The organism is Blastochloris tepida (genome assembly GCF_003966715.1).
Taxonomy (GTDB): Bacteria; Pseudomonadota; Alphaproteobacteria; order Rhizobiales; family Xanthobacteraceae; genus Blastochloris; species Blastochloris tepida.
Window position 1 is genome coordinate 186,684 of the sequence record NZ_AP018907.1, and the last position, 17,487, is coordinate 204,170.

At 69.3% G+C, this 17,487-nt stretch carries 15 protein-coding genes; 10 read left to right on the top strand and 5 right to left on the bottom strand.

Annotated elements, in window-relative coordinates:
* Nucleotides 1-49: 49 nt before the first annotated feature.
* Nucleotides 50-1,288, bottom strand: coding sequence for a glycosyltransferase (locus BLTE_RS00785; protein ID WP_160140477.1), 1,239 nt, complete (start codon nucleotides 1,286-1,288; stop codon nucleotides 50-52).
* Nucleotides 1,289-1,751: 463 nt separating this feature from the next.
* Here BLTE_RS00785 and BLTE_RS00790 point away from each other — a divergent pair, with 463 nt between their 5' ends.
* The 3 genes from BLTE_RS00790 (at nucleotide 1,752) to BLTE_RS00800 (ending at nucleotide 3,963) form a co-directional block, all read left to right on the top strand.
* Nucleotides 1,752-2,318 carry an HD domain-containing protein gene (locus tag BLTE_RS00790; protein WP_425290284.1) on the top strand — a complete coding sequence of 189 codons (567 nt, stop codon included), beginning with the start codon at nucleotides 1,752-1,754 and terminating at the stop codon, nucleotides 2,316-2,318.
* A 58-nt stretch (nucleotides 2,319-2,376) separates the two neighbouring features.
* A complete protein-coding gene (locus BLTE_RS00795) occupies nucleotides 2,377-2,904 on the top strand; it encodes a tyrosine phosphatase family protein (RefSeq protein WP_126396698.1) in 528 nt (175 codons plus the stop codon).
* An 81-nt stretch (nucleotides 2,905-2,985) separates the two neighbouring features.
* The gene (locus tag BLTE_RS00800) at nucleotides 2,986-3,963 is read left to right on the top strand and encodes an NUDIX hydrolase (protein ID WP_126396700.1); all 978 of its coding nucleotides are present in this window, start codon (nucleotides 2,986-2,988) and stop codon (nucleotides 3,961-3,963) included.
* Between the two features lie 29 nt (nucleotides 3,964-3,992).
* Here BLTE_RS00800 and aptA read toward each other — a convergent pair whose 3' ends face one another.
* Nucleotides 3,993-5,336, bottom strand: coding sequence for an omega-aminotransferase AptA (gene aptA, locus BLTE_RS00805; protein ID WP_126396702.1), 1,344 nt, complete (start codon nucleotides 5,334-5,336; stop codon nucleotides 3,993-3,995).
* A 242-nt stretch (nucleotides 5,337-5,578) separates the two neighbouring features.
* On the opposite strand from aptA, the gene BLTE_RS00810 reads away from it, so the two are divergent.
* The gene (locus tag BLTE_RS00810) at nucleotides 5,579-6,958 is read left to right on the top strand and encodes a sigma-54-dependent transcriptional regulator (RefSeq protein WP_126396704.1); all 1,380 of its coding nucleotides are present in this window, start codon (nucleotides 5,579-5,581) and stop codon (nucleotides 6,956-6,958) included.
* 142 nt (nucleotides 6,959-7,100) lie between these two features.
* On the opposite strand, the gene BLTE_RS00815 is transcribed toward BLTE_RS00810, so the two are convergent.
* Nucleotides 7,101-7,532: a hypothetical protein gene (locus tag BLTE_RS00815; RefSeq protein WP_126396706.1), complete on the bottom strand. Its 432-nt coding sequence runs from the start codon at nucleotides 7,530-7,532 to the stop codon at nucleotides 7,101-7,103.
* Between the two features lie 218 nt (nucleotides 7,533-7,750).
* On the opposite strand from BLTE_RS00815, the gene hisS reads away from it, so the two are divergent.
* The 3 genes from hisS to BLTE_RS00830 all read left to right on the top strand — a co-directional run bounded on the left by hisS (nucleotide 7,751) and on the right by BLTE_RS00830 (nucleotide 11,733).
* On the top strand, nucleotides 7,751-9,304 hold the full coding sequence (gene hisS / locus BLTE_RS00820; RefSeq protein ID WP_126396708.1) for a histidine--tRNA ligase: 1,554 nt from the start codon (nucleotides 7,751-7,753) through the stop codon (nucleotides 9,302-9,304).
* 342 nt (nucleotides 9,305-9,646) lie between these two features.
* Entirely contained in the window at nucleotides 9,647-10,615 is a 969-nt protein-coding gene (locus BLTE_RS00825) for an IS110 family RNA-guided transposase (protein WP_126396710.1), read from the top strand.
* A 242-nt stretch (nucleotides 10,616-10,857) separates the two neighbouring features.
* Complete coding sequence (locus BLTE_RS00830; protein ID WP_126396712.1) at nucleotides 10,858-11,733, top strand: TIGR01459 family HAD-type hydrolase; 876 nt, start codon at nucleotides 10,858-10,860, stop codon at nucleotides 11,731-11,733.
* Nucleotides 11,734-12,008: 275 nt separating this feature from the next.
* On the opposite strand, the gene BLTE_RS18245 is transcribed toward BLTE_RS00830, so the two are convergent.
* Together BLTE_RS18245 and BLTE_RS00840 are read right to left on the bottom strand one after the other, a co-directional pair.
* Nucleotides 12,009-12,860 (bottom strand): protein phosphatase CheZ, encoded by an 852-nt coding sequence (locus BLTE_RS18245; protein WP_197723251.1) that lies wholly within the window; start codon nucleotides 12,858-12,860, stop codon nucleotides 12,009-12,011.
* An 81-nt stretch (nucleotides 12,861-12,941) separates the two neighbouring features.
* Nucleotides 12,942-13,325 carry a response regulator gene (locus BLTE_RS00840; RefSeq protein WP_126396716.1) on the bottom strand — a complete coding sequence of 128 codons (384 nt, stop codon included), beginning with the start codon at nucleotides 13,323-13,325 and terminating at the stop codon, nucleotides 12,942-12,944.
* A gap of 238 nt (nucleotides 13,326-13,563) precedes the next feature.
* Here BLTE_RS00840 and BLTE_RS00845 point away from each other — a divergent pair, with 238 nt between their 5' ends.
* The 3 genes from BLTE_RS00845 to BLTE_RS00855 all read left to right on the top strand — a co-directional run bounded on the left by BLTE_RS00845 (nucleotide 13,564) and on the right by BLTE_RS00855 (nucleotide 17,389).
* The gene (locus BLTE_RS00845) at nucleotides 13,564-13,995 is read left to right on the top strand and encodes a MaoC family dehydratase (protein ID WP_126401975.1); all 432 of its coding nucleotides are present in this window, start codon (nucleotides 13,564-13,566) and stop codon (nucleotides 13,993-13,995) included.
* 226 nt (nucleotides 13,996-14,221) lie between these two features.
* Nucleotides 14,222-15,184 (top strand): bifunctional riboflavin kinase/FAD synthetase, encoded by a 963-nt coding sequence (locus BLTE_RS00850; RefSeq protein ID WP_126396718.1) that lies wholly within the window; start codon nucleotides 14,222-14,224, stop codon nucleotides 15,182-15,184.
* Nucleotides 15,185-15,424: 240 nt separating this feature from the next.
* A complete protein-coding gene (locus BLTE_RS00855) occupies nucleotides 15,425-17,389 on the top strand; it encodes a methyl-accepting chemotaxis protein (RefSeq protein ID WP_126396720.1) in 1,965 nt (654 codons plus the stop codon).
* The last annotated feature ends 98 nt before the right edge of the window (nucleotides 17,390-17,487 follow it).

The following is a 17,487-nucleotide window of genomic DNA, read 5'->3' on the forward strand; positions in this document are numbered from 1 at the left end:
TTTCGACGATCGGAATACGGTTCTCCAGCTTGATCAGCCGGAAACCATATTACACCCTGATCCGCCGCCGCTGGAAGCTGCGGCTGATGATCTGGTTCAGGATGGTGGCGATCTCGAACACCGCGAAATTCTTGGGAACGTTCTGGTCGATGTTCTTCCTGTAGGTGTCGAGGTCGCGCAGCATCGTCTGGATCGCCTCGACGATGTCCTTCTCGAAGGACTTCACGGCGATGCCGACGCCCATCTCCAGGATCCAGTCGACATTGGGCCGTTCCTGAACCATGGTGTCGGCGTTGCTTTCGACGATCACCGGGCAGCCCATATGGATGGCTTCGCTGACGGAGCCGGGGCCGGGCTTGCCGATGAAGACGTCGGCCAACTGCATGTAATCGGCGACATTGGACACGAAGCCGACGGCGCGGCAGCCGGCACGGCCGCGCACATTGGCAAAGAGCTTCTTGTTGTGGCCGCACATCACGATCATCTGCAGATTCAGCTTGGCCGCCTCGATCTGGTTGATGATGTCGATGGTTGCCGCAAAGGTGCCGTTGCCGCCGAACATGATGATGGCAGTGGGCACGTCGTCGCGCAGGTTGAGATCGCGGCGGGTCAGCCTGACCTCTCCGGGCTTCCGGTAGAAGGACTTCCGCAGGATCATGCCGGAGACCTCGAAGATGTTCTCCGGCCGGTAGAACCGCGTTGCCTTGGCCTGTCGCACCGCCTTCTTGGTGCCGCAGATGATGAACTGGTCCTGCTTCTCCATCCAGAAGTGCGGCGGGCAGTCCACCATGTCGGTCATGATGGTGACGAAGGGCGTTGCCGGGTAGACGTCCTTCAGGGCGCGGAAGATGACGCCATTGAAATTGGGCACCACCGACACCACGAGGTGCGGCTGCTCGGCGCCCGGCTGGCGCCAGTGCCGCTGCAGGATGGCTTCGATCTTCGGGGCGTTGAGCTCGATATACATCTGCAGGATCGGCTGGATGGCGCCGAGCCCCAGCGACACCCCGCGCTTCAGCGCCGTATTGTAGATGTCCTGCGCCTGCACCGGGCCGACCGTGAGGTTCGGCGCGATCGGCTCCAGGAACCGGTGCAGCGGTCGTGAGATGGTGTTGGTGAGGCGGTGGATCGGGTCAGCCGGCTCGAGCAGCTTCTGCAGATCTACGGGCTTGACGTGCCACGCCGGGTAGCGCGCGTCGAGAAGTTCCTTGAGCGCGCTCATGGCGCTGCGGTGACCGCCACCTGCATCGAAATACAGGATCTCGATCACAGCCCGGTGTCTGATCATGCGACGCGACTCTGCGGCCGGGCAGGGGCGCGACTGGCTGGGGCGCGACTGAAAAGGGCGCGATTGGCAGGGACGATCGGCATCGGCGTGATTGGCGTGGGCATGTGCTCGGAGATGTGCTTGGGCGTGACTGGGTGGAACCGACCGTGTCCGTCCGGGTGGCCCGCAGACGGCGGAAGACGCAACCTCATGCCCACACTCCTGCCGCACCCCGGCCAGCATGCCCGATGAGCCGGACGGATCGATCCCGCCCGGCGGGCGCCCGACACTTTGTTATCCCACCGGCGGGGATCCGGATAGGGCGTCCACGGACGGGCCTGGGGGCTGGCCGCATCCCCGTTCGGCCGGCCGGCGCGGCCCACTGGTGCCGCTCGCGAGGCTTGCCCGCCGCCGCCGCCTCCTGTAGCCCGCACGCACCATGGCCCGTCCCGATACGTCTGAAAAACCGCGAGCCTGGCAGCGCATGCTGTCCGGCCGCCGGCTCGATCTGCTCGACCCCTCGCCGCTCGACATCGAGATCGAGGACATCGCCCATGGGCTTGCGCGGGTCGCCCGCTGGAACGGCCAGACCAAGGGACCGCACATCTATTCGGTGGCGCAGCACGTTCTCCTGGTCGAATCGATTTCGCGGCGGATGGCGCCCAATGTCGACCGGTCGTGGCGGCTTGTCGTGCTGCTGCATGATGCGCCCGAATATGTGATCGGCGACATGATTTCGCCATTCAAGGCGGTGATCGGCGGCGCCTACAAGTCGGTGGAGGCGCGGCTGCTGGCCGCCATCCATATCCGCTTCGGCCTGCCGCCGCTGCAGCCGCCGGAACTGGTGAAGCTGACCAAGGCGGCCGACCGCGGCGCGGCCTATCTGGAGGCGACGCGGCTCGCCGGCTTCTCGGAGGAGGAGGCGCGGCGCTTCTTCGGCGCCCCGCCCGAGCTCGATCCCGCCAGCACCGAGCGGCTGCTCGCGCCGTGGACCGCCGGCGAGGCCGAACGGAAATTCCTGACGCGTTTTCGCGCCCTGTCGGGGAATTGATCGGATTGCACGCACAACGATCACAACAGTTTCGAATTGGGGCCGCATGATATCGGCCATGTCTCAGGTCTGTTCGATCCATGTCTGCTCGCTCGCCCGCCTGCACGACACGGTGGCAACCACGGGTGCCCGCCATGTGGTGACGCTGATCAATGCCGCAACCTCCGTGGCGCGGCCGGCAGCGATCGCCGAATCGAATCATTTGTTCATCGGCATCAACGACATCGTCGAGGAGGTGCCGGGCTTCGTCGCGCCGGGCGAGGCGCACGTGGTCCGGCTGCTCCATTTCGTGCGGGCGTGGCACGCTGAGCGCGCGGCGCCGCTGGTGGTGCATTGCTGGGCCGGCATCAGCCGCTCGACGGCGGCGGCGTTCACCACCGTCTGCGCGCTGGCGCCGGGCCGCGACGAGCTGGAGATCGCGCGGGCGTTGCGCGCTGCCTCGCCGACCGCCACGCCCAATCTGCGCATCGTTCGTCACGCCGATGCGCTGCTCGGCCGCGGCGGCCGCATGGTGGCGGCGGTCGAGGCGATCGGCCGCGGCGTCGAGAGCCCGGAAGGCACGCCCTTCAGCCTCTCGCTCGATTGAGCCGCGCCCGCGCCTCGCGCATAAGGGTGGTACCACCACACGGAACCCGGTGAGCGTCAGTTGCGGACCAGCGATTTGCGGATGAGCGATCAGCGCACGCCCCTCGAGATCGGCCTCGCCGCCGCCATCGTCGCCGTCGATGCCGACCAGCCGCTGATCCTGGCGGCGCGCACCGGCCGCGAGCTCGGCCTGCCCTACGGGCCGTTCGATCCGCTCGCCCACCGGACGTTCGAGATCGCGCTGCGCGCGTTCGTCGCCGAGCAGAGCGCGCTCGACATCGGCTATGTCGAGCAGCTCTACACCTTCGGCGACCGCGGCCGCCACGCCCGCGAGGGCGACACCGGCCCGCACGTGGTGTCGGTGGGCTATCTGGCGCTCACCCGCCTGCCGGAGGACAAGGCGGCGCTGGCCGCCGCCGGCGCCGGCTTCCTGCCGTGGTACCGGTTCTTCCCGTGGGAGGACTGGCGGGGCGGGCGGCCGCGCATCCTCGACGAGCTGGTGCTGCCGGCGATCGACCGCTGGGCCAAGGCCGGCTCGGGCTGCGAGCCCGGCCGGGCGCTCGGCCGGCGCGAGCGGGTGCGGCTCGCCTTCGGCGGCGAGGCGGTGCCGTGGGACGAGGAGAAGGTGCTCGACCGCTACGAGCTGCTCTACGAGGCCGGGCTGGTGGCGGAGGCCAAGCGAGATGGCCGCGAGGCGGCGCTGGCGCGGCCCGACCTGCCGCCGCTCGGCGAGCCGATGCGGTTCGACCACCGCCGCATCCTCGCCACCGCCATCGCCCGGCTGCGCGCCAAGCTGAAGTACCGCCCGGTGGTGTTCGAGCTGATGCCGGCCGAGTTCACTCTCACCACGCTGCAGCGCACGGTCGAGGCGATCTCCGGGCGGCACCTGCACAAGCAGAACTTCCGGCGGCTGGTGGAGGCCGGCGCGCTGGTGGAGCCGACCGGCGAGACCTCGATGACCACCGGCGGCCGGCCGGCGGCGCTCTACCGCTTCCGCCGCGAGGTGCTGCAGGAGCGCCCGGCGCCCGGCCTGCGGCTCGGCGGCAGCCGGGCCGGCTAGGCGATACGGTATCTAAGCACCGTAAGCCGTCACCCCACCTTGCGGATCGCTCCGGCCAGGATGCCGGTGAGCCGGCCGATGGTGGCGTCGTCGACGATCAGCGGCGGCGACAGCGCGATGGTGTCGGCGGTGACGCGCACCATGGCGCCAGCCTCATAGGCCGCCACCATCACCTCATAGGCCCGCCGGCCGGGCGCGCCGGGGCGCGGGTCGAGGTCGATGCCGGCCGCGAGCCCGACGGTGCGGATGTCGAGAATGCCGGGCAGGGACTTCAGCGCCATCACCGCGTCGGCCCATCGCGGCTCCAGCGCGCGGGCGCGCTCGAACAGGCCCTCGTCGCGATAGAGGTCGAGCGCGGCGACGGCCGCCGCCGCCGCCAGCGGGTGGCCGGAATAGGTGTAGCCGTGCGGCAGCTCGATCGCGCCCTCCGGCCCCTGCATGAAGGCGTCGAACACCGGCTTTCTCACAATCGCGCCGCCCATCGGCACGGTGCCGGAGTTCACCGCCTTGGCGAAGGTGAGGATGTCCGGCACCACGCCGTAGCGCTCGGCGGCGAAGGCAAAGCCCAGCCGGCCGAAGCCGGTGATCACCTCGTCGAATATGAGCAGTATCCCGTAACGATCGCAGATCGCCCGCAGCTTCTGCAGGTAGCCCTTGGGGGAGGGCAGCACGCCGGTCGAGCCGGCCATCGGCTCGACGATGACGGCGGCGATGGTCGAGGCGTCGTGCAGGCCGACGATGCGCTCCAACTCGTCGGCGAGGTGGGCGCCCCACTCCGGCTCGCCTTTCGTGAAAGCTTGCTGTTCGCGACTGTAGATTGTCGGCAGATGATCGACGCCGGTGAGCAATGTGCCATACATCTTGCGGTTGCCGACGATGCCGCCGACCGAGATGCCGCCGAAGCCGACGCCGTGATAGCCGCGCTCGCGCCCGATCAGCCGGGTGCGGCCGCCCTTGCCGGTAACATTCTGATAGGCCAGCGCAATTTTGAGCGCGGTGTCGACCGCCTCCGATCCCGAATTGGCGAAGAACACGTGGTCGAGGTCGCCCGGCGCCAGGGCGGCGATGCGGCTTGCCGCCTCGAACGCCTTGGGATGGCCGAACTGGAAGGGCGGGGCATAGTCGAGCTCGCCGGCCTGGCGGCGGATCGCCTCGACGATCGGCGCGCGATTATGCCCGGCATTGCAACACCATAGGCCGGATGTGCCGTCGATGACGCGGCGGCCGTCGGTGGTAACATATTCCAATCCCTCGGCGCCGACGATCAGCCGCGGCGCCGCCTTGAACGCCCGGTTGGGCGTAAACGGCATCCAGAAGCTTTCGAGATCGTTGGGCGTTGGATTGGCGGCGGCGCGCGCGGACGGAGCGGTCATCTCGGCTTTCCCTGTGCGGATGGTTCGGGCCACACTGGTCCTGCCGCCGGTGCCTGTCAAAGTACCATGGGGAAAGCACTGCGGGCGCAAACGCCGGCCCGGCTTCACAATTTCCTGGGCAATTTCCGGGAAGGCCGCAGTGCCAACGCTTTTTTTACCCTGTTGGGCGAAGGTTGCGCCATGCGGAGCGGGGCATCCCGGCTGGCTCCGCGCAATCGTCCTGGTCGAGGGGTCGCCTGGACATGCAGATCAAGACGGGCTCGCACGAGCCCCGGCGCATACTCGTCGTCGATGACGATCCGGTCGTCCGCAGGTTGTGCCTTGCGACGCTCGATCGCCACCATGCACTGGTCGCCGACGACGTTGCGGCGCTCGATCGCGGCCTTGCGCGGCTTCCCGGCTGCGTTGCAGCGGTGGTGGCGATCGAAGGCGACGCGGAACCGATCGAAACCATTCGCGAGGCCGGCTTCACCGGGCCGGTGATCGCCACCAGCCGCTCGGGCTCGGTGTCGCTGGCAGTGGCGGCGATGCGGGCCGGCGCCGACGACGTCATGGTGAAGCCGTTCGCCCCGGCCGAGCTGGTGCGCCGGCTGCAGGCGCTGCTGGCGAAGGAGGCCGCCGCCCCCCGCCGCCCGGCGCGGCGCGCGGCCCAGGCCGAGGCCGAGGCCGAATCATCGTTCGAAGGATTCATCGGCACCTCGGACGTGATGCAGGAGGTGTTCGAGCAGATCGTGCGGATCGCGCCGTCCAAGGCGCCGGCCTTCATCACCGGCGAGAGCGGCACCGGCAAGGAGGTCACCGCCGAAGCGATCCATGCCCGCTCGCCACGAGCGGGCGGGCCGTTCATCGCCCTGAACTGCGGGGCGATCCCCAAGGACCTGATGGAGAGCGAGATCTTCGGCCACGTGAAGGGCGCCTTCACCGGCGCCCATGACGACCGGCCGGGCGCCGCCGAACTCGCCAATGGCGGTACGCTGTTCCTCGACGAGATCTGCGAGATGGAGCTGTCGCTGCAGGCGAAGCTCCTGCGCTTCATCCAGACCGGCGAACTCAAGCGCGTCGGCGACGGCCGTACCCGCACGCTGGATGTGCGCTTCGTCTGCGCCACCAATCGCGATCCGGCGGCGGAGGTCGCGGCCGGCCGCTTCCGCGAGGATTTGTTCTACCGCCTGCACGTGTTGCCGATCCACCTGCCGCCGCTCAGGGCGCGCGGCGGCGACGTGATCGCGCTGGCGCGGGCCTTCCTCGCCCGCTTCGCGGCGGAGGAGGGCAAGAGTTTCCAGGGCTTCACGCCCGAGGCCGAGCGGCTGATCGCCGCCTGCGACTGGCCGGGCAATGTCCGCCAGCTTCAGAACGTCATCCGCCGCGTGGTGGTGCTGCACGATGGCGAGGCGGTCGAGGCGTCGATGCTGGCGCTGCCGATCGTCGCCTCCGGCTCGCCGCTCGCGGCAAGTCCGGCGCCGCAGGCGGGCGCCGCCGTCGAGCCGTTCGTGGTGCAGGAGCAGCGCATCATCGAGCGGGCGCTGAAGGCCTGCGACGGCAATATCCCCAAGGCCGCAGCCGCGCTCGGCATCGCGCCCTCGACCATCTACCGCAAGCGCCAGGCTTGGGGCGCGCAGTAGGTTTTGGTTCTGGGGTCATCCCGGCCAAGCGGCGCCAGCCGCGCGAGCCGGGATCGCCTGCCGACGTGTGACCTTTTCCGGATGACGTTCCCGGGTCTCGCGTCGCTCGCCCGGGACGACGGCCGCCCGCGACGCGCCCCTCTCAATTGCCGTTGATGCAGGCGTTGCCGAAGGCCGCCCGGTTCTTGGAGCCGTAGAGCCCGCCATATTGGTTGCAGCGGATGGCGCGGTCCTGGAACGTCTCGTTGGGCCGCACTTGGCCGGGCACCTCGATGCGCCCGCCATAGGGCGCACTCGGCATCGGCACGGTGGCGCTGCGGTTGTCGTAGCGCTGCGGCGGCGCCGCCTGGATGCGGGGCGTGGGGCGCTGGCGGCGCGCGTTCGCGCCGGTCTCGGGCACGTAGACCTTCAGCCCGGACGACGAGGTCGACGGCATCCGGGTGGTGGGGGCCGAGCCCATGCTCGGCACATAGACCGGCGTCTGGGCGAGAGCCGGCGGCGGCGCGATGGCGAGGCCGGCCGGCATGGCCAAGCCGACCAGCATGGCAGTGAGGACGGCGGGTTTTGCGATCATGGATCCAAGATAGTGTCGGCCGGCGCGGCCGCCAGCCCCCGCCCCGGGCCGCGACGCACCGTTCGCAAAACCGGTTTCCACTTTCGCGGAGAATGCGCTAGCACCCGGCCGAGCGTGTTTTCCGCCAGGGCCGAGCCGGTTTCGCGGCAGACGACGCGAGACTGCAAGCGTTGGAGCCCCGGTCCGGACCGGAGCGAGGCTCCGGACCCGAGAGAGCCATGTCCGAATCGAAGTCCGAATCGAAGCCCGACAAGAAGCCCCACCGCGTGAGCGCCCGCCTGCCGCGCGGCTTTGCCGACCGCGGCCCGGCCGAGCTTGCCGCCACCCGCGACATGCTGGACACCATCCGCAAGGTCTATGAGCGCTACGGCTTCGAGGCGGTCGAGACCCCGGCGTTCGAATACACCGACGCGCTGGGCAAGTTCCTGCCCGATCAGGACCGGCCGAACGAGGGCGTCTTTTCGCTGCAGGACGACGACGAGCAGTGGCTCAGCTTGCGCTACGACCTGACGGCGCCGCTGGCGCGCTTTGTCGCGGAGAATTTCGACCGGCTGCCCAAGCCCTACCGCAGCTATCGGGCGGGCTGGGTGTTCCGCAACGAGAAGCCGGGGCCGGGCCGCTTCCGCCAGTTCATGCAGTTCGACGCCGACACGGTGGGGTCGGGCTCGGTCGCGGCCGATGCCGAGATCTGCATGATGGCCGCCGACACGCTGGAGGCGCTGGGCATCGCGCGCGGCGACTATGTGATCAAGGTCAACAACCGCAAGGTTCTCGACGGGGTGATGGAGGCGATCGGCCTCGCCGGCGACGAGAATGCCGGGCGGCGGCTGACGGTGCTGCGGGCGATCGACAAGCTGGACCGACTGGGCGTCGAGGGCGTGCGGTTGCTGCTGGGGCCGGGCCGTAAGGACGACAGCGGAGATTTCACAAAAGGAGCGGGGCTGAATGAGGAGCAGGTTCAGCGGTTGCTGCTTTTCACAGGGTGGGGTGAGCCTACTGGCGCAGAACGTGCCGTATCTGTGAACAAGCTTCGGCTGGACAGCTTTGAGAGGGCGGTTGGAGAATCTTCATCTGGTCTCGCGGGACACGCTGAGCTCGTTGAGCTTCGCGAATATTGCAAATGCTCCGGCTACGATGATCGAATTATTATAGATCCCTCCGTCGTCCGCGGGCTGGAATACTACACCGGCCCGGTGTTCGAGGCCGAGCTGACCTTCGAGATCCCCGGCGATGACGGCAAGCCGGTGCGCTTCGGCTCGGTCGGCGGCGGCGGGCGCTATGACGGGCTGGTCTCGCGCTTCCGCGGCGAGAAGGTGCCGGCCACCGGCTTCTCGATCGGCGTCTCCCGCCTCGCCGCAGCACTTCAGAAGCTCGGCAAGCTGGCCTCCGCCGAGCCGGTCGGCCCCGTCGTGGTGGTGCCGCGCACCGCGGCGCTGGCGCCGCACTGCATGCGGCTGGTGCAACAGCTTCGCGACGACGAGAGCTTGCGCGCGCTGCCCGGCTTCGCCGCCGAAATGTATCTCGGCGGCGGCTCGTTCAAGGGCGGCCTGCGCTATGCCGACAAGCGGCGCTGCGTCGTCGCCATCATGATCGGCGAGAGCGAGATTGAGGCCGGCAAGGCGGTGGTGAAGGACCTGATCGAGGGCACCGAGCAGGCCAAGGCGATCGAGACCAACGCCGAATACCGCGCCCAGCGCCTCGCCCAGTTCGAGGCCACCGAGGCCGAGCTTCCGGCCGCGATCCGCGAGATCCTGGCGCGGCATTCGGCTTGATGCGCGTTGCCGGGCTGTCGTCCCGGGCAAGGGCGCAAAGCGCCCGCGACCCGGGACCGTTTTCCGTTTCGCGTCGTCCCGGACGGCGCGGGATGCGCAGCATCCGGCGCCGAGCCGGGACCGTTTTCCGGAAGGGGGCCTTTTCCTGCGGACGATCCCGGGTTGGAACGGCGAACTGTGCTTTGATGGGTGCACCGGCTCGGGGTGGCCACCCCGAGCCGGTGCGGGCGGCACGCCGTGTCCCGGGTGAGCCTTCGAGGCCGTCGCGAGCAGAAGCGGCCGTCCGTCCCAAGCCAACCCGAACAGTTGCACGGGGCTTTTGACCCCGCTTCCAAGCCTGGGATGCTTGCCATGCTGCCACACCCGACGCCGCTTGCCACCCACCTTGTGGGCATCGATGTCTCCAAGGACTGGCTCGACATCGCCTTCGACGACACCAAGGTCGAGCGCGTCGATAACACCCCCGCGGCTCTCCAGCGCTTGGCCAGGCGCCTGGTGAAGGCCGGGCTCACCACCGCCGGCCTGGAGCCGACCGGCGGCTATGAACGCCTGGCGGTCGCGGTGCTGCGCGAGGCCGGCCTCACCGTGCTGCAGGTCGACAGCTGGCGCTGCCGCCAGTTCGCCAAGGCCTGCGGCCAGCGCGCCAAGAGCGATCCGCTCGACGCCCGCATCATCCGCGCCTTCATGCTGCATCACCCCTGCCGGCCGTTCCCGGAGCCCTCGCAAGCGCAGAGCGACCTGACCGCCTGGGTGCGCGAAATCACCCGCGCCGAGGCCGACATCCGCCGCCTCGAGAACCGCAAGGCCCACCCCACCCTGGCGGCCATCACCGCCCGGCTCGATGCCGAAATCGCCGCCCTGCGCGAGACCGTCGCCGCGGCCGAACAGGCCATCGAGGCGTTGATCGCCGCCGATCCGGCGATGGACGCCAAGGCCAAGATCATCACCTCGGTGCCGGGGATCGCCAACAAGACGGCCCGCGTCCTGCTCGCAGAAGCTCCCGAACTCGGCCGGTTCACCCCCCGCCAAGCCGGTGCCATCGGCGGCTGCGCACCCTATCGCAACGACAGCGGCAAAGCGCGGCGGCCGGCCCATATCGAGGCCGGACGCCGCGCGCTCAAGCGCGCCTGCTATCTCGCCGCCTTCGCCGCCATCCACTGGAACCCGTGGGCCAAACAGCTCTACGCCGACCTCAAAGCCCGCGGAAAACCCGCTAAGGTCGCCCTCATCGCCATCGCCAGAAAGCTCCTGACCATCCTCAACGCCATGATTCGAGACAACAAACCCTGGCGAGACCCCAAAACCGCATGACAGTTGCTCTTCGCTTCGCTCCGCCCGGGATGACGAGGCACGGAGAAGGGCGATCCCGGCTTTCGCTTTCGCTCGGCCGGGATGACGAGGCACGGAGAAGGGCGACCCCGGGCCACGATCTCGCTCGCTCATGACGGCCATTCCGCGCGCCGCCATTTGCGGCGGCGCGCGTTCGGCCTATGTGTTCGCCCGCCGAGTCGCCCCATCCGCCAATCGTCCTCGTTCCAACCTCACGGCCCCCCATGCTCACAACCTCCCTGCCGCCGATGATCGCCGGCCTGTCGGCGCTGGCCGGCCGCTATGACGTGCTGCTCTGCGACGTGTGGGGGGTGATCCATGACGGCGCCGCGGCCCACGCGCCGGCCTGCGAGGCGCTGCAACGCTTCCGCGCGGGCGGCGGCACCGTGGTGCTGGTCTCCAATGCGCCGCGGCCGGGCCGGGCGGTGATGCCGCAGCTTGCCGGCTATGGCGTGCCGGACGGGACGTTCGACGCCATCGTCGCCTCGGGCGACGTGTCGCGCGCGGTGCTGGCGGCGCGGCCGGGCGTGCGGGTGTTCCATATCGGGCCGGACCGCGACCTGCCGCTGTTCGAGGGGCTCGACGCAAGGCGGGTGCCGCTCGACGAGGCCGAGCTGGTGCTGTGCACCGGGCCGTGGAACGACGAGGTCGAGACGCCCGAGGACTACCGGGCGCTGCTGCAGGACGTGCTCGCGCGCCGGCTGATGATGGTGTGCGGCAACCCGGACGTGGTGGTGGAGCGCGGCGGCCGGCTGATCTATTGCGCCGGCGCCATCGCCGATCTCTACGCCGCTATGGACGGCGAGGTGCTCTATGCCGGCAAGCCGCACCCGCCGATCTATCGGCAGGCGCTGGCCGCGGCCGAGGCGCTGCGCGGCGCGCCGGTCGATCCGGCCCGCGTGCTGGCGATCGGCGACTCGGTGCGCACCGACCTTGCCGGCGCGGCGGCGCAGGGGCTCGACTGCCTGTTCATCCTGGCCGGCATCCATGCCGGCGAGATCGGCGACCCCGCCACCCGCGAAGGGGCGGCGGCGCTGGCGACGCTGTTCTCGGCGGCGCTGGTGCAGCCGGTGGCGACGATGCACCATCTGGCGTGGTGAGGCCGGGAAACCGTATCAGTTTGCCACCGGAAACCCGACCCGCCGGCGAGGAAAACGCCTCGCCGCCGGGAGCCGTCGGGGTGCGGTTGACCCGGACACTCTCGGTTTCGACGACGCGCGCCGGGGCGTTCTGCCCCCCACCCCCGACCCCTCCCCACCATTCACTGCGTTCATGGGGGGAGGGGAGAAGCGGCGCGCCCCCTTCTCCCCTCCCCCCGCGAGCTTTGCGAGCGGTGGGGAGGGGTCGGGGGTGGGGGGCTTCGGACGCTTCCTGTTCAGGCGAACAGCTTGTCGATATCGTCCTGGCTGGCCTTGTCCTCGGCCGCGTCCGGCGCGGTCGGCGGCGCCTTGACCGGCGCGGCGGCGACGGCGGGCTTGGGCGCAGCGGCGGGCTTGGGCGCGGCGGCGGGTTTGGGCGCGGGCGCAGGGGCGGCGGCGGCCTTTGCCGGGGCGGGCTGGGCCGGTTTGGCTGCGGGCTGGGCCGGCGTGCCGCTCAGCATGCTGTCGACGTCCGACTGGCTGACGCCCTGGCCGGCGAGCTGCGGCCCGTGCAGCAGCAGCTTCTCGGCGCGGGCGGCCTTGGCCGCCTCCTCGGCGGTGGCGAAGCCGCGGGCGTCGCGGGTGCGGGTGGCGGCGGCGAAGCGGCCGACGCGGGTCTCGATCGCCTTCAGCGTCTGCACCACCTTGGCGACGCGCTGGCCGGTGATGTCCTGGAACGAGCAGGCCTCGAACACCGCCATCATGCGCTCGTCGACGAACGCCTTGTAGGCGTCGGGGTCGGAGGCGTCCGCGGCCATGATCTCCTCGGCCGCGGTCATGATGGTGTTGGTGGCGGCTTCCGTCGCCTTGACGATGGCGTCGAGCTCCTGGCCGGCCGCGGGGATGCGCGTTTCCTTCAGGTCGTGAACCTGCAGCGCACCGATCTCCTCCTTCATCGACTGGATGTATTCGGCGATCTCGCGCAGCTCGCGATAGACCGCCTTGTCCAGCGTCAGGAAGAATGCCTGCAGAGATTCGGCCGTGATCTCGGCGAGGGCCACAACGTCCGAGAGGGACACTTCAACCCCCTTCTTGTCTCTGAGGAAACCGACGATACGCTCAAGGTGCTCCGTCTGGTAGGCGCTCACGGAACTTACTCCCCGGGACGGCCCGTCCTGGACCGCCATCGCTGTCATCGCTTCGTGTTCTTGGTGTTTTCTTGAAAACCGTCAGTCCGCGAAGACGGCCTCGATCTTGGTCTTGAGCGTCTGCGCGTTGAACGGCTTGACGATGTAGTTGTTGACGCCGGCCTTCTTGGCGGCGATCACGTTCTCGGTCTTGGACTCGGCGGTGACCATGATGAAGGGCGTCTTGGCCAGCGACGGATCGCCGCGGACCTCCTTCAGAAGCTCGTATCCGGTCATCGGCTCCATGTTCCAGTCGGAGATCACGAGGCCGTAGCGCTTCTCGCGCAGCTTGCCGAGCGCAGCAGAACCGTCGGCGGCGTCATCGATATCCTCGAAGCCGAGCTGCTTCAGAAGATTACGAATGATGCGCACCATCGTGCTGTAATCGTCGACAACCAAGATGGGCATCGAAAGGTCGACAGCCATTTCTTCTACTCCGTCGGCATTCTGGCGGCGTTGCGCCTATTATGGACTAATCCGGCAGAGTCTCCCTCTGTCCGAACGTCCCCCTGTACTTGGGCAATTTAGCGAAGAGCTTTGAACATCCGGTTAATCGCCCGGAGCGATGGCCGCGACCTTCGGCGTATTGCGGTGCAGCACGAAGTTCAGCATCCTGATACCAAACACGGAGGCCGAATTGAGCGACGTTCAGACCCGCCTGGGCATGCGCAGCCTGTATTTCGAGGATCTCGCGGTCGGCATGCGCGAGAGCATCATGAAGACGGTGATGGCCGACGACATTGTCGGCTTCGCGGATCTGTCGGGCGACCACAACCCGATCCATCTGTGCGACCTCTATGCTGCCGGCACGCGGTTCGGCGGCCGCATCGCCCATGGCCTCTACACGGCAAGCCTGATCTCGGCCGTGGTCGGCACCCGGCTGCCCGGCCCCGGCGCGATCTACCGCTCGCAGACGCTGAACTTCCACGCGCCGGTGAAGATCGGCGACGTGGTGGCGGTGTCGGTGGAGGTGGCCGAGCTGGTCGAGAAGGGCCGGCGCGCCCGCCTGCACTGCGAGGCGACGGTGGACGGCAAGGTGGTGCTGGACGGCGAAGCCTGGGTGTCGGTGCCGCCGCGGCCGCAACCGCACGCTTGACGGGACAGGGTGGCGGGGGGCAGGGTGCCGCCCACGCGCATCGCCGCCGGCGGGCGGGACGGTTCCCGGTAACGCCGTCGGATACCCAGCCAGCGGACGTGTGGGTGGGACCGGTTAGCTCCGCGCGAACGGTCCTCAATCGCAAGCGGATCCCGTACATCAGCGGACCCAAGCGCCAGCATACGCGACCGCGGCATCCCCGTTACCGTCTCCGCAACCGATTGCCATGACCCCCTTCGATCTCCCTTCCGCGCCCGCCTTCCGGGTGGTTCGCGACCTTGAACCCGTGCCCGCCGACCTGAGGGGCGCAGTGGTGGCGATCGGCAATTTCGACGGCGTCCATCGCGGCCACCGGGCGGTGATCGACGCCGCCGCCGAACGGGCGCGGGCGCTCGGCCGGCCGGTGGCGGCGCTGACCTTCGAGCCGCATCCGCGCGCGGTGTTCGCGCCGCACGCGCCGCTGTTCCGGCTGACGCCGGAGCCGGTGAAGCTGGCGGCGCTGGCGCGCGCCGGCTGCGATGCCGCATTCGTGATGACGTTCGATGCCGCCTTTGCCGGCGTCAGCGCCGATGACTTCGTCGACCAAGTGCTGGTGGAGCGGCTCGCCATCTCCGGCGCGGCGGTCGGTTTCGATTTCCATTTCGGCAGCAGGCGGGGCGGCTCGCCCGCCTTCCTGGTGCAGGCCGGCGCCCGCCGCGGTTTCGCGGTCGATGTGGTCGGCCCGCTGCATCATGAGGGGCGGCCGGTGTCGTCGAGCGCCATCCGCAGCCTGCTCGCCTCGGGCCGCATCGCCGAGGCCAACGACCTGCTCGGCTATCCGTGGTTCATCATCGGCACGGTGATCCGCGGCGACCAGCGCGGCCGCACGCTGGGCTATCCCACCGCCAATATCCGGCTCGATCCAGCCTGCGGTCTGGCGCATGGCATCTATGCAGTGCGCGCAGATGTCGCCGGCCGCCGCTACGACGCGGTGGCGAGCTTCGGCCGCCGGCCGACCTTCGACAATGGTGCGCCGCTTTTGGAAGTGTTCCTATTCGACTTCTCGGGCGACCTCTATGGCGCCGAGTTGGCGGTTACCTTCCACGCCCGCCTGCGCGAGGAGCGCAAGTTCGACAGCGTGGCGGCGCTTGTGACTCAGATGAATGCGGATTCCGCCGACGCGCGCCTCGCTCTGGCCGGCTGCGCCTGAGGGCGCGGCAGCCGCCATCCGCGGCACTGGCGGCCGGACGATTTTAGGAAAATATACCCGAGACGCGCCAGCCATCCGCGCGCCGCTCGGCGGCCCGCGCCTCAACCTCCGGCAGCACGAAATGCCTCCGGCCACGCGATGGTGAAGACGGAATTTCTCCGGCCTGTCGTAATTCCGTGACTCGATTACCATCCGTTAGGATCCCCTGCCCATTTTCACGCCACCTGCAGGGAGGGGAACATGAGGCTTCAAACCGGGCTGACACTGGCAATCTGCGGCAGCCTTGCGGTAGCGGCAGTCGGGTTCTTTTCGACCAGCCGGTGGTTCACCGAAAAAATCGTCTCGGAAAGCCTGCACAGCCGGTTGGCCAGCGAGTCGGCCCGGTTCGAGAGCGAGGTGGCCTCGCAGGCGATGCGGGCGCTGTCGCTGTCGCGGCTGGTCGCCAGCCTGCCGGAGGTGAAGCGCGCCTTCGCCGCCGGGGAGCGCGATGCGCTTCACACCATGCTGGCGCCGGCCTTCGCGGCGCTGCGCGCCGACGGCATCGAGCAGTTCCAGTTCCACACCCCGCCGGCCACCTCGTTCCTGCGGCTGCACAAGCCGGAGCGGTTCGGCGACGACCTGTCGGGCTTCCGCCCGACCGTGGTCGAGGCCAATGCCCGCAAGTCCGAGGTCCACGGCCTGGAGAACGGCGTTGCCGGCGCCAGCGTGCGCGGGGTGGTGCCGGTGCAGGATGGCGACGCCCATATCGGCTCGGTCGAGTTCGGCATCGCCTTCGGCGAGGACCTCGCCATGCAGTTCACCCAGCGCACCGCCACCTGGGTGGCGCTGTTCGTCGACGGCAAGACCGGCTTGACCCAGGTCGCCTCGACCTTCCCCAACGGTTTTGCCCCGACGCCCGAGCAGCTTTCGGCCGCCCGCAACGATGCGGTGCTGGACGACCACGCCATCCTCGACGGCTCGTCGCTGGCGATCAAATACGCGCCGCTGAACGACCTCGAGGGCCGCACCGTCGGCGTCGTCGCGCTCGGCATCGACCGCACCGACCTCGACGCCATGCAGTGGCAGTCGACAATGGTGTTCGGCGCGGTGTCGCTGGCCGCCCTGCTGCTGGGCTTCGGCATCGCCTTCCGGCTCAATGGCGTCATCGCCAAGCCGCTGAATTCCCTGGGCAGCTGCATGAAGGAGCTGGCCGGCGGCTCGACCGCGACCGCCATTCCGCCCAAGACCCAGATCGACGAGATCAACCAGATGACCGAGACGGTCGCGGTGTTCCGCGACACCGCGATCGAGCGCGAGCGGCTGGCGGCCGAGACCGCCCGCGCCCAGGCCGAGCGCGACCGCGCCAACCAGCGCATGGAGGCGGCGATCGAGAGCTTCCGCACCTCGGTGGCCGGCGTGCTCGACGCGGTGGACGCCAATACCGAGCGGCTGCGCGGCACCGCCCATGCGCTGGGCGACCTCGCCGGCAATGCCAGCCGCGAGGCCGGCTCGGCCGCCGTCGCCTCGGAGGAGACCACCTCCTCGGTGCAGGCGGTGGCGAGCGCGGCGGAGGAGCTGTCGTCGTCGATCCAGGAGATCGCCCGGCAGGTGGCCACCGCCAGCGGCGTCATCACCCAGGCCGGCACCACCACCGAGGCTTCGGCGCGCGAGATCGAGGCATTGGCCGCGGCCGGCGCCAAGATCGGCGCGGTGGTCGACCTGATCCAGGCGATCGCCGCCCAGACCAACCTGCTCGCGCTCAACGCCACCATCGAGGCGGCGCGGGCGGGCGACGCCGGCCGCGGCTTCGCGGTGGTCGCCTCCGAGGTCAAGTCTCTGGCCGCCCAGACCGCCAGCGCCACCGAGGAGATCGCCAGCCAGATCGCCACGATTCAGGCCTCGACCAAGACGGCGGTGGGGGCGATCCGCGAGGTGTCGCACGCGATGAGCGACATCCAGGGGGTCACCGGCTCCATCGCCTCGGCGGTCGAGCAGCAGAGTGCCGCGACCAACGAGATCGCCGCGAGCATCCAGCGCGCCGCCGACGTCACCACTTCGCTGGCGGCCAATGTCTCGGGCGTCACGGTGGCGATCAACGAGACCGGCACCTCGGCGACCGAGGTGCAGTCGGCCTCCGACGACCTCGCCCGCCAGTCGGAGCGGCTGGCGGCGGAGGTGAAGGACTTCCTGCACCGCCTGCGCAGCGACGACGCCGCGGCGGCGTGACACCAAGGGCAAGACGTGCGGGATCCGGCCTGAGCGGCCGGGTCCCGTTTCGTTTTCGGGGCAGGGCTGGTTGGCGGGCGGGCGCGCTCGGTCCGGCG